Source organism: Sphingobacterium sp. BIGb0165, assembly GCF_024810095.1.
In the GTDB taxonomy this organism is placed as follows: domain Bacteria; phylum Bacteroidota; class Bacteroidia; order Sphingobacteriales; family Sphingobacteriaceae; genus Sphingobacterium; species Sphingobacterium detergens.
This window is the reverse complement of the sequence record NZ_JANUEB010000001.1, coordinates 452,990-465,252: the sequence shown is the minus strand read 5'-3', so window position 1 is coordinate 465,252 and position 12,263 is coordinate 452,990. Positions and strand designations below refer to the sequence as shown.

Annotated in this window: 13 protein-coding genes; 5 read left to right on the top strand and 8 right to left on the bottom strand. The window is 40.4% G+C overall.

Annotated elements, in window-relative coordinates:
- Window positions 1–95: 95 nt before the first annotated feature.
- Window positions 96–530: an FKBP-type peptidyl-prolyl cis-trans isomerase gene (locus tag M2408_RS02025; RefSeq protein ID WP_259178807.1), complete on the bottom strand. Its 435-nt coding sequence runs from the start codon at window positions 528–530 to the stop codon at window positions 96–98.
- Between the two features lie 216 nt (window positions 531–746).
- On the bottom strand, window positions 747–1,157 hold the full coding sequence (locus M2408_RS02020; RefSeq protein WP_259178806.1) for an OsmC family protein: 411 nt from the start codon (window positions 1,155–1,157) through the stop codon (window positions 747–749).
- 202 nt (window positions 1,158–1,359) lie between these two features.
- Between M2408_RS02020 and M2408_RS02015 the strand changes: the two genes are divergently transcribed.
- Window positions 1,360–1,608 (top strand): hypothetical protein, encoded by a 249-nt coding sequence (locus M2408_RS02015; RefSeq protein ID WP_259178804.1) that lies wholly within the window; start codon window positions 1,360–1,362, stop codon window positions 1,606–1,608.
- A 53-nt stretch (window positions 1,609–1,661) separates the two neighbouring features.
- Window positions 1,662–2,846: an MFS transporter gene (locus tag M2408_RS02010; protein WP_259178802.1), complete on the top strand. Its 1,185-nt coding sequence runs from the start codon at window positions 1,662–1,664 to the stop codon at window positions 2,844–2,846.
- Between the two features lie 119 nt (window positions 2,847–2,965).
- Here the strand turns inward: M2408_RS02010 and fabV are convergent, their stop codons facing one another.
- Window positions 2,966–4,168, bottom strand: a complete 1,203-nt coding sequence (gene fabV, locus M2408_RS02005; protein ID WP_259178800.1) for an enoyl-ACP reductase FabV — start codon at window positions 4,166–4,168, stop codon at window positions 2,966–2,968.
- A 161-nt stretch (window positions 4,169–4,329) separates the two neighbouring features.
- On the opposite strand from fabV, the gene M2408_RS02000 reads away from it, so the two are divergent.
- On the top strand, window positions 4,330–5,268 hold the full coding sequence (locus tag M2408_RS02000; protein ID WP_259178799.1) for a multidrug resistance efflux transporter family protein: 939 nt from the start codon (window positions 4,330–4,332) through the stop codon (window positions 5,266–5,268).
- A 19-nt stretch (window positions 5,269–5,287) separates the two neighbouring features.
- On the opposite strand, the gene M2408_RS01995 is transcribed toward M2408_RS02000, so the two are convergent.
- From M2408_RS01995 to M2408_RS01985, 3 genes are all read right to left on the bottom strand, one after another.
- Window positions 5,288–7,078: an ABC transporter ATP-binding protein gene (locus M2408_RS01995; RefSeq protein ID WP_259178797.1), complete on the bottom strand. Its 1,791-nt coding sequence runs from the start codon at window positions 7,076–7,078 to the stop codon at window positions 5,288–5,290.
- 163 nt (window positions 7,079–7,241) lie between these two features.
- Window positions 7,242–8,036 (bottom strand): S1/P1 nuclease, encoded by a 795-nt coding sequence (locus M2408_RS01990; protein WP_259178796.1) that lies wholly within the window; start codon window positions 8,034–8,036, stop codon window positions 7,242–7,244.
- A gap of 22 nt (window positions 8,037–8,058) precedes the next feature.
- Window positions 8,059–8,520 carry a DUF4268 domain-containing protein gene (locus M2408_RS01985; RefSeq protein ID WP_259178794.1) on the bottom strand — a complete coding sequence of 154 codons (462 nt, stop codon included), beginning with the start codon at window positions 8,518–8,520 and terminating at the stop codon, window positions 8,059–8,061.
- 100 nt (window positions 8,521–8,620) lie between these two features.
- Between M2408_RS01985 and M2408_RS01980 the strand changes: the two genes are divergently transcribed.
- Window positions 8,621–9,157: a lipocalin family protein gene (locus M2408_RS01980; protein ID WP_244211682.1), complete on the top strand. Its 537-nt coding sequence runs from the start codon at window positions 8,621–8,623 to the stop codon at window positions 9,155–9,157.
- Here M2408_RS01980 and M2408_RS01975 read toward each other — a convergent pair.
- Window positions 9,154–9,459 carry a hypothetical protein gene (locus M2408_RS01975; RefSeq protein ID WP_257090014.1) on the bottom strand — a complete coding sequence of 102 codons (306 nt, stop codon included), beginning with the start codon at window positions 9,457–9,459 and terminating at the stop codon, window positions 9,154–9,156. The genes M2408_RS01980 and M2408_RS01975 overlap by 4 nt on opposite strands.
- Before the next feature lie 117 nt (window positions 9,460–9,576).
- A complete protein-coding gene (locus M2408_RS01970; protein ID WP_259178791.1) occupies window positions 9,577–10,881 on the bottom strand; it encodes an ammonium transporter in 1,305 nt (434 codons plus the stop codon).
- 259 nt (window positions 10,882–11,140) lie between these two features.
- Here M2408_RS01970 and M2408_RS01965 point away from each other — a divergent pair, with 259 nt between their 5' ends.
- Window positions 11,141–12,193, top strand: coding sequence for an outer membrane beta-barrel protein (locus tag M2408_RS01965; protein WP_120257970.1), 1,053 nt, complete (start codon window positions 11,141–11,143; stop codon window positions 12,191–12,193).
- Window positions 12,194–12,263 lie beyond the last annotated feature (70 nt).

Sequence of the window (12,263 nt, the reverse complement as noted above, 5' to 3'; positions counted from 1 at the left end):
GTCTGTTGGGGATTTTTTTATGCTTGAGCCGTAATTATTGTTTTCGCCAGGGATGAGCCGCCCCCCATTGGGAAATTGGTATTTCCAATCCGCTATTATAGAATTGCGATCAGTTCAATCTGAAATACCAAGGTGCACTCCCCTCCTTTTCGGGGCATTAATTCTTCCTTGCCATAAGCTAAGTGTGGTGGAAGATAAACTTGCCAGATTGATCCAACGGGCATCATACACATGGCCTCCTGCCAACCACGGATAAGTTCATTGATATAAAATGTTTCTGGTCGTTTATGCCTATAGGAGCTGTCAAATACCGTTCCGTCCAATAGTTCCCCCTTATAATGACAGATTACTTTTGAGGTTTTCACCGGAATTTTACAGGCACCTTTCGTCAATATTTTATATTGTAAACCCGATGGGCTGGCTACTACACCTTCCTGCGTAGCGTTCTCTTTTAGAAATGCAATCCCTTCCTCCTTATTCTTTTCCAATAACGCTGTCGCGCTTAGCTTATTCTTCTTTTTCTGTACCAAAGTAATATTCGTTTAAATGCTCTAAAGTGGTGATCAGTGCTGCGCATACCGCCTCAGTATCCGCGATAGGTTTTATTGCGGAACACAAGGTGCTGACCAAGGTCCAAAGTAACGGCTTTTTATCTTTTTAACGAAAAAATGCAGCGATTTTTAGGAAGTCTAAAATGTCACTGCATTCATAGCGTAGATCTACGCCAATTTTTATATTCCAAACCGCTATACCAAGGCAGCATGCAATGTTTTTTCAAAGCTAAATGCTTTGCTGACCGGGCAATTCTCCTTTGCTTTCTGAGCAAGCGCCTGAAATTCTGCGTCGTCAATGGAGGGTACTTTTGCGGTCAATTCGAGTTCAGAACGTACGATTGCACCATTTTCAAAGACAATGGTCGATACCGTTTTGAGTTCATCTGGTACAAAACCAGCTTCGGTTAAAAATGCGCTCAGCTGCATCGTAAAACATCCGGCATGGGCTGCGGCCAATAGCTCTTCCGGGTTGGTGCCAATACCATTCTCAAACCTTGTTGAAAACGAATATTGTGCCTGATCCAATACCGTACTATCGGTGGTCAGATTTCCCTTACCTTCTTTTAGACTCCCATTCCATTGGGCTGTTGCTTTTCTTCTCATGATTATTTCTTTGTTGTTATATTTTATTATCCTTTGATACTAGCTTTATTTTCAAAGATTTGCTGAAAATAACACTCCAGATCCATTTAAGAACGATCTATATATACAACAAACCTGCCTATAAAAAGTTGTATTTAATTGTATAAAATCATGTCGCACTTCTAAAGAAGGTCTCGTTATTTACTACAATAAAACTAAACTCATGAATAAATTAGCGTATCTCCTCATCTTAGTAGCATTCACTTCCTGTAAAACTCGTCAGAACACGCAACAGGCCTTAATTCAAGCTTGTCCCGAAGAAAAAATCGTCAATAAGATCCCTGGACCGCCAGTAAAAGGAGAATCAGAAAAAATCTACTATATCTATCAGGGCAAAAAAGTATCACCTAAACAATTCGATCAGGAATGGCTTGAAAAAAATTGTGAGATTAAGGAGACAGTCGTCTACTAATTTTATTTCTAAAAACAAGTCTAAACACGTATTTTTGCCTAAAATTTTTTAAAATGACAGTTTCTCTTCGGGAGGTCAATAAAAAGATTTTAGGCTATGTTTCTTTAACTTTTCTCGGTTATTTCACGATTGGCTTATCACTTGCGACCCTACCCATTTTTATTCATCAAATTTTAGGGTTTAATACAATTATCGCCGGATTGGTCATCAGTGTCCAATATATTGCGACCTTTTTATTACGGGGTTATGCCGGAAAAATAGTGGATACCAAAGGTCCCAAGGTATCGGTCCTGCGCAGTATGCTCTTTTTTGCGCTTTCGGGGATCTTACTCCTATTCGTCTTTTTATTCAAATCGCAGCCTTTCATAAGCCTTGGTTTATTGCTGATCACGAGGTTATTCACAGGCATTGGCGAGGGACTGGTCGGCGCCAGTCCGATCAATTGGGCGCTATTGGAGCTAGGCGATGAACATGCTGCCGAAGCCATCTCCTTTAATGGTATTGCGAGTTATGGCGCACTTGCCCTCGGAGCACCATTGGGTGTATTGATGGTTGACCATATCAATTATGAATCATTGGGACTGCTGACCTTTGCTATTGGTATCTTGGGCTATCTTTATAGCAAATCAAAAACTCCCTTTCGGGTGATCGCCAAGAAGACTAGCACTGTCAGTTTCAAGCGTGTACTTTTTACTGTCGCTCCATTTGGGACCTGTCTGGCCCTGGGCGGTCTCGGTTTTGGGAGTATATCGACCTTTATGACACTGTATTATGATCATTTTAACTGGCAAAATGGTGCTGCCTGTTTGACCGTTTTTGGTGTTTTCTTTATCCTGACAAGGCTTGTGTTCAATAAGGTCATTGATCAATATGGAGGTTTGAAAGTCGCCTTGGTCAGTCTTTTTGTAGAATCATTAGGTTTATTAGTTATTGCCCTCGCCCTCCATCCCTTTTGGACACTTGTTGGAGCAGCATTAACAGGCCTTGGCTTTTCACTCGTTTTTCCTGCCCTTGGTGTGGAAGCGATCAAAAAGGTCGATCAAAGCCAACAGGGTTCGGCATTGGCTGCCTACGGATTATTTATTGATATTTCTCTGGGTATTACAGGTCCCTTGATCGGCTTTGTAGCCAACAATGTTGGCATGACAGGTATCTACCCCTTCAGCGCCATTATGGTGTCTATTGGTTTTGCAGTCGTAGGCAATTTATTATATAATCGGAAACCGAAGCTTGCCTGACACCCCCGACCTGTGCATGGTAGATTCTCAAAAACTACAGGGGATAACAAATAGAAGAAACGAAAAAAGGCTAACCTGACGGTTAGCCTTTTTTATATTACTCGTATTGCTAGCTTATATTAGTTTTCAATGCTCGGTACAGCAACAACCTCATTGGTATCAGCGTTGTAATCTATACCATCAAAGTTAAAACCAAATAAGTTAAAAAACTCATTGCGGTAACCTTCGATATCGGAGATCTCAGTCAAATTTTCTGTATTCGCTTTCTCCCATAGTGCGGCTACTTCAGCCTGAACATCTGCACGCATCTCAAGGTCGTCAACACGGATTCTGCCTTTATCGTCAAGCAATACTTTGCCATCAGCAGTATAAAGGCGCTCTGCAAATAAACGTTGCATTTGTTCAATCGTGCCTTCGTGGATTCCTTTTTCTTTCATAACCTTGTATAATAAGGAAATGTACAAAGGTACAACTGGGATCGCTGAACTAGACTGTGTTACTAAAGCTTTGTTTACAGAAACATAAGCTACTCCGTGAAGATCACTTAAGATCGCGTTGATTGCAGGTACAGTACCTTCCAAATCATCTTTCGCACGGCCAATCGTTCCATTGCGGTAGATCGGATAAGTCAATTCAGGGCCGATATACGAATAAGCAACTGTCTTTGCGCCTTCAGCTAAAAGGCCTGCAGCTTTAAGATCTTCGATCCAAAATTTCCAGTCTTCTCCACCCATTACGGCAACTGTATTGGCAATATCTTCACTATTTTCTACGGGTTGAATCGTAATATCCGAAACAATACCCGTATGGAAGTCTACCGTTTTATCGGTAAAAGGTTCCTGTATAGGTTTTAAAACAGAAGCGTGTGCAACACCTGTTTTTGGGTGTGTACGACGCGGAGATGCTAAACTGTAAACCACTAAATCTACTTGTCCCAGATCCTTTTTGATTAATTCAATGGTCTGTTTTTTGATATCGTCCGAAAAAGCATCACCATTGATACTTTTGGCATATAATCCAGCTTCGTGGGCTTCTTTTTCAAAAGCCGCAGAATTGTACCAACCAGCGGTACCCGGCTTACCTTCTGCCGCAGGTTTTTCAAAAAATACACCGATTGTAGCAGCTCCAGAACCAAACGCTGCAGAAATCCGGGATGCAATACCAAATCCTGTTGAAGCACCGATCACCAACACTTTCTTTGGACCATTCGCGATCTCACCCTTCGATTTCACGTATTCAATTTGATTTTTAATGTTTTGCGCAGCCCCTTGTGGATGCGAGGTTAAACAAATAAAACCTCTAGTTCTTGGTTGTATAATCATCTTGATGAATTTTCTTACTACTTGTTTTATTGATTAGGCAAAATAAGGAATTTTAAATGAGAAAATCGCCATAAAAATCAATTACTTTTTGTTTCATTTCCAATTAAACGCGCATTTGCTTACTTTCACTGTATTAAATTGACAGTACATTCTTTTTATTTATGCCATTCCAATTTACAATAAAAAACAATAAAAATACGGCACTTTTTTTAGGAATAGTTGCCGCATTATTTTTCGCCAGCACCTTCGTCTTAAACCGCGTTATGGCAGTTTCGGGTGGAAGCTGGCAATGGACAGCATCCTTACGTTTCATCTGGATGCTTCCCATCTTGTTTGTTATCGTATTCATTAGAGGTAATTTAGCGCCTCTCTTTGATGCCATCAAATCCAATCTGCCACAGTGGTTGCTATGGAGTACAATAGGTTTTGGTGTATTTTATGCCACCCTTACCTTTGGTGCTAGTTTTGGCCCTTCATGGTTGGTCGCCAGTACCTTTGAATTCACCATTATCGCAGGTATGTTTATCGGGCCCTTACTGGAAAAGAAAGAGAATCGAAGCGGAATTTCCAAAGCCTCACTCCTGTTCTCGATTATTATTTTTTTGGGAATTGTCCTCATGCAAATCTCAGAAGCACGTGCAAGCTCCATAAAATCCATGTTATTGGGAACCATCCCTGTATTGATCGGGGCCATTGCCTACCCTTTGGGAAACCGCAAGATGATGCAAATAGCGGAAAATAAATTGGATGCCTTCCAACGAACACTGGGCATGACATTATGCAGCATGCCCTTTTGGATTGTGCTCAGCATCTTTGGCTATATGGACAGTGGGCTCCCAGCCGAGAGTCAGTTGCTGCAGACCTTCATGGTTGCCATTTTTTCTGGAGTAATCGCCACCCTCCTATTCTTTACGGCAACAGATCTGGTTCGCACCGACCACAAAGCCCTCGCGGCGATTGAAGCAACGCAAGCCATGGAAGTAATCTTTACACTATTGGGCGAAATAATACTATTACAAGCTGCCTTTCCAAATAGTTATTCCTGTGTGGGAATTGCCCTCGTTGTCATTGGAATGATACTCCATAGTCGTGCAAATTAAGGTCCGAAAGCGTAAGATATCAATTTTCATCAGCCTGTAAGGTCTTGCTGATCTTGCTTAAATTAAGGCTATTGGCCATAGCTGAAAAAATTTCGTAGTAGGTTCCTTTCTGCATATAAAGTTCCTCATGTTGTCCCTGCTCAACAACATGGCCTTTCTCCATCACGACAATCGCATTTGAATCAATAATCTGGGAGATGCTGTGCGATACAATAATTACCGTACGATCTTTCTTGATCGCATCAAGGCTATTTTTAATCTGCTCCGTAGCAATGGCATCCAGATTCGCTGTGGGCTCATCCAGAAAAATAATAGGCGGATTTTTCAGAAACAACCGTGCAATCGCGATACGCTGTTGCTGTCCACCAGAAAGCAATTGCGCATCAGAATCGTAGCCTTTTGGCAACTCCATAATCTGTTGATGGATATAGGCTTTTTTAGCTGCTTCCACGATTTCTTCCCGTGAACTCCCCATCTTGCCATATTCAATATTTTCAAATATTGTCCCTTTAAAAATATGGTTACGCTGCAACACCATACCGATATGCTGCCGGAGGAATGCAGTATCATAATCTGCCAAATCTACACCATCCAATAAGATCTGCCCACCTGTCGGTTCATAGAATTTATCCAACAAGTTGATAATTGTACTTTTCCCCGCACCACTTAGTCCGACTAAAGCTGTAATTTCATTGGGTTTAATAGCAAAGCTGACATCTTTTAGTGCCTGTGTCCCATTGGGATACTCAAAGAAAACCTGACGCAATTCCAAATGACCGTGGATTTTCTCCGGCCGATACGTTCCTTTTGATTCAATCTGATCATCCGATTCCAGGATCTCAAAAAAAGACTCCGAATAGATCAGGGCATCGTTGACCTCATCATAAATGCGATGCAATTGGCGAATCGGTGCCGAGACGTTGTTGAACAGCATGATATGGAACATAATGGCTCCAATTGTAATTTGTCCAGATAGCACCAAATAGGCTGTCAATACAATAATGATAACGACTGCAATCTGTTCCACAAAATTCTTTATACTATCGTAAAAGAAGCTCGTCTTTCGAGTTTCCATTTGATTTTCGGTCATCTCAAATTGAATCTTCTCATGTCGTTTTGCTTCTTCGGGCTCCCGTACAAAAGATTTGATCACGAGTATTGATTCAATAAGACTAATAATTCGATTATTTTTAGACTCACGATAATTACGCATTTGTCGCCTAAATCCTGTCAGTTTTGAGGCTTGGGTCTGACTAATGTAAAGGTATAATGGAATGACTGCGACCCCCACCAGGCCTACATATACATTGGCATAGAACATACAGGCCAATGCGATGATTGCATTGGCAAATAAAGGCAAAATATCAATAAAGAAGTTTTGCACCAAACGTGTAAGTGAGCTGATTCCAGCATCTATACGGGTGGCTAACTTTCCACTTTCATTATCTGCAGAAGTATAAAAGGCAAGTTTATAAGTCAAAATACGGCTCACAATAGACTGTGAAAAATCACGTGCAATATAAATCCGGAGTTTTTCCCCATAGAATTTTTGACCAAACTGCACCAGCGCATAGATAATTTCCTTCAGCAACAATACCGCACTGATGATCCCGACGATATACAGCCCCTTAGACAATGGTTCCTTGGCCACCATCATTGCATTAATGGTATCTACTGTATACCGTAAAATAAATGCGTTAATTTGAGCAGCAAATGACCCTACCACGGTCAAAAGTAAAGTATAAACAATCAGCTTGCGATAAGGGCGGGCAAAGGGAACAATTTTTTTAAACAGCTGTGGAATAGTCATGGAGAAAGATCATAATAAGCATGGAACAAGTAAACAGTACGCTTTGTTTAAAAGTAAATAGAAAATCATATAAATCCTATACAGCAAAACTGAAATACTAAGGCAAAAAAAAGTCGTACCATAAACAATGATACGACTTCAATATACTGTGCTTTAAATGAGCTTATCCAAAAATCCGGTTCAGCACCTTAGCCAGACGTAGACCACCTTTGAGTAAACATTGCTCCATGGTATCTTTATTTTGATAAACGTAGGAATAAGACAGGTTGGCATTGTTGGCTACATCAGCATAAATCTTTTCCGCAAGCTGATTTGACTCATACAACCAATTGGACAATTCACCAGCGGCCAATTGTTCGTTTTCCCTTTTATCATTGACATCCAATACTGTTGCATATTCCGTATAACTATATTTCTCATTATCCACCAAATCGCTGTCCCAAACGCGGTGAATATTCGATTTTTTTCCAAACCAGCTTACTTCGATCTTATTTCCACCCTGATCTTCTGCACGGCTGACATGCATAGGTTGATGTGCATCCCCCAAGATATGAATCAAGAAATAAAGATTCTGTTTCTGTTGATCAAGCGAAATGTTTTTATCTGCAAAAGATTGCTCGATACGGATCGCTGTTTTGTATAAATTTTCATCGGCCGAATTTTCAAGTCCCAGTTGAAACTCGGCCCAAGGTAAATTTGAATTTAAATTTATAAAATGCGAATTACCTAATTTCTTAAATTCTGGGTTAGGATCCGACTTGATAAAGTCACCCCAATTTGCCCAATATGCCAACTTTTGCTGTCCAATGATTTTTCCAATATTCTTTTTTGCTTTCTTGTTCAAATGATGCTCAGCGATCTCAGCGACGACACGATGCCCAATGGTTCCCCAGGCAAATACCGATGAAAGTTGAAAACACAAAGCCACAGCCAGCAAACCCTTAATCATTTTTTTCATTGTTGTATTTATTTAATTGTAATTATTTAAAAATATCGAACGCATATTTCGCCGAAGACCAAAACTCGTCGAGTGCGATCATCCGTGGTTTAAAGAACGTGATCAGCTCCCCCCACTCCGTTTCCTTAAAAATACTATGGCCTTCCAGTGTCTTGTAGATCTGACAGATCGGCTTGCCATATTCGTCATAACCATCCATATCCCATTCCCATTCTTCTCCCAGAATATCATGAAGCAGATTTTTGTACTGCAGAAAATGCTCGGCCATCAACGCACGGATTCCGGCATCAGTATGTGACCAAGTTATCGCAATTTTGGCAGCTTTCTTGTCGGCATCCATTTTAAAATACAGCTGTTTGATCCCTGTTTTATAGTTAACCCAATTTACTTTTTCACCGTCAGCGGATGCATGCAGGGACATGAATTGCCCAAACTTGGTCCAGAACAGCTGTTTTAATTGTTTTACCTCTTCTCTAGAATACACAAATACAATTTTTAAGTCAACAAAATTAAGAAAATAGCTCAGTATGCCTAAACCTTATTGGTATTAAAATTGTTGTTTTATCAACAAACAAATTCAAAAGATGAATATAGACAAGAAAAAATCGCTCTTACTGCTGGCCGCTGTGGCTTTGGGAACTGTCGCATACAATGCATTAAAGCCGGTGATATCGCGCCCCGATGTAGTGGACCCTTTTGACTTAGATAAATACCTTGGAAAATGGTTTGAAATCGCTCGACTCGATTTCCGTTGGGAAAGAGGACTGAGTCAGGTTTCAGCAGAATACAGCAAAAATAAAAATGGAACGATCCGGGTAAACAACCAAGGCTATTCGGAGGAAAAAGAACAATGGAAACAATCCATCGGAAGAGCCAAATTTGTCAATGGCCCTCATGAAGGCGCATTGAAAGTCTCTTTCTTCGGTCCATTCTACAATGGCTATAATATTGTAAAAATAACCCCAGATTATAAATATGCACTCATATTTGGAGACAATCTCGATTACATGTGGATTTTGGGCAGAGATACAGCGATTCCAGAAAAGATCCGAAATGAGTTTCTAACCTATGCATTACAATGTGGATATGAAACCGGCAATCTGGTCTGGACAAAACATTAGTCGAAAATCGGTGCTAATACTTGATAATTGAGGGTGGGATCCTGCGCTAGAACATCAGCAATCTCCTGAAGATCCTGCTGGTCGATGGCATTTTTGATCCCAGCATTGTATAGATTCGCAAGAAATAGTGCGGCATCACGCTTTTCAGCTAACGCTAAAATAGAACTTCCAACATAGAAATTGAGAACAGATGTGGCATAATCGCCAAATATATTAAAACCAAAATCGCCATTTTTCTGTAAGGAATAGCGCATCATTTTCTCAAAATCCGAACGTAAAGTATCTTTTGTAGTATCTTTCATAGCATAAACTCAAATATTCCAGCCTATTCAACCTTTGGCAAAGGTGCAAAAAAAATCCCAAACAATGCTGTAAGGAAAAGCATTGTTTGGGATGATCAATTACTCCGATCAAGGGGCTTAAAGAGCCTCAGCGTGTTGAGAAACGTCCAGGCCAAGTTCTTCATCTGTTTCCTCCACACGTAAAGGAGAAATCAGATCCGTTACTTTTAATAGAACCAGCGAGCCCACAAAGGCGAAGAAAGATACTGCGAACAAGGCAACGGTATGCACAAAAAATAACTTCGTTTCACCAAAGAACAAGCCATTATCAACCACCAAAGGATTGACATTATGGTGGGCAAATACGCCAGTCAGCACCATCCCTACCATACCACCTACACCATGACAAGGAAATACATCCAAGGTGTCATCAATACTTGTTTTACTTCTCAGATAGACAACCAGATTGCTGATCAATGCAGCGACTAACCCGATGACCATGGCGTGTGGAATACTGACAAAGCCCGCTGCTGGTGTAATCGCAACCAAGCCCACGACAGCACCAATACATGCACCCATCGCTGATGGTTTTTTACCTCGGATAATATCGACAAATATCCATGCCATCGCTGCCATCGCCGAAGCCGTCGTTGTTGTTGCAAACGCATAGGCCGCTATTGTATTAGCCCCGCCAGCCGAACCGGCATTAAATCCAAACCAACCGAACCACAGTAAGGCTGTTCCCAGGATTACATAGCTTATACGGGCTGGATTGTGTGTCTGTGATTTACGGCCTTTTAAATAAATGGCTGCAGCCAACGCTGCCCAACCTGCCGACATGTGTACGACAGTACCACCGGCAAAATCAAGAACACCAAGTTTCGCCAAAATGCCTTCAGGATGCCAGGTCGCATGCGCCAATGGCATATAAATAAAAATACCGAATAAGATAATAAACAACATATAAGAGTTGAATCGGATACGCTCGGCAAATGCACCCGTAATAAGTGCAGGCGTAATAATCGCAAATTTCAGTTGAAACATCGCGAATAAAACCAATGGAATAGTTGGCAATGCACCCCAAGCGATATTTCCTAAGGTCCCCTTCATCATAAAGAATGTGCGCGGATCACCTATAATCCCACCGATATCTTCGCCAAAGGCTAAACTAAATCCGACGATCACCCAGAGGATTGTCATCAGACACATACAGATAAAACTCTGCATCATCGTTGAGATCACATTCTTTTTACTGACCATTCCGCCGTAAAAAAATGCCAGACCGGGCGTCATAATCAACACCAGCGCTGAGGAAGTCAATAACCAGGCCGTATCCCCTGTATCGAATTCCGCTTTGTCTAGTGCAGACAAATCTATAGATGGAAATACAAGTCCCAATACGCCCAAAAGTACCAGAACTAAAAGTGGAATAATTTTTTTCATTTGTTTAAACTGATTAGTCTTTATTAATACATCAATAAATTGTTATTTAAAATACAAAAACAAAACAAAAACCCATTTTTACTTATTGTTTTGACAAATATAAAGTGTTTTTATTGAAAAATTACTATCAAATATTATTTTTTGTAATATTTTTTCCATATTTTCACATCAACAAACACAAAAACAACAAAAACCTATAAAAAATCAATTAAAAATCAACCAAAAACCCAAAACAAATCAAACTTAAAACCTCTTAGACATGAAAAAAATCTTAACATTCATTATTTTTTCAATAATTTTCATCAAAACATCAAAATCACAAGAAGAAAACAAGGAAAAATCAGTAGAAATATCAGGATCAGTAGACACCTATTGGAAATATGACTTCCAAAACAAACCAAACATAAACACTTACTTTACTGAAGACAATAATTCAGTCTCCATTGGTATGGTTGATCTGGCCTTAAAGAAGAATTTTAAAAAAGCATCTTTTGTAGGAGAACTATCTTTTGGACCCCGCGGACAATATCGATCTATCGTAAATGGAGACGGCCAACCTGGAGACGACAAAAACAGCTTCCACATTCAAAATCTCTATGTAGGTTATAATCTAACAGACAAGCTCAATCTGACCGCCGGATTTATGGGAACATTTGTCGGATTTGAAGTCATCTCACCCACCTACAATTTTCATTACTCCACCTCTTATTTATTCGGCGCCGGTCCTTTTCAAGATGCCGGACTGAAAGCAACCTATAGTTTCTCAGACAAGTTTGCACTAATGGTCGGTATATTTAACGATTGGAATGTATACCAGGATCTAAATGGCGTATCGCACGTCGGTTCGCAATTAACTTACAGACCTAACGATAAAGGCAGCTTCTACCTCAACTTCCTAACAGGCTCCTCCGTTGGTGGTAAATCAAACTACAGCTCAGGCACGCTCGTGGATTTTGTGGGTAATTATGATTTCACACCCAAATTCTTCCTCGGCGTAAATGCTACACATTATAAGAGAAGAGCCGAAGGTGGTTATACCGGGATAGCACTCTACCCACGGGTTCACCTCTCCGAGCATTTTGGAATAGGATTACGTGAGGAGTTCTTCCAGACTCACAAAGAGGAAAGCAATGGCATCCCAAGTTCAAATATGCTAGCAACTACCTTGACAGCCGAATACAACTACCACGGCTTCAAATTCATTCCCGAAATTAGATTTGACAAAAGCAATACCGAAAAATTCATCAAGAATGACCTATCCCCAACAAAATCGGCCGGACAATTTTTGTTAGCATGTGTATATAGCTTCTAAATGAAGTATTATCCACACACTTCTTTACCTATAAATGCTTGCAAGAATGATTTCATATCCTCACGAAATC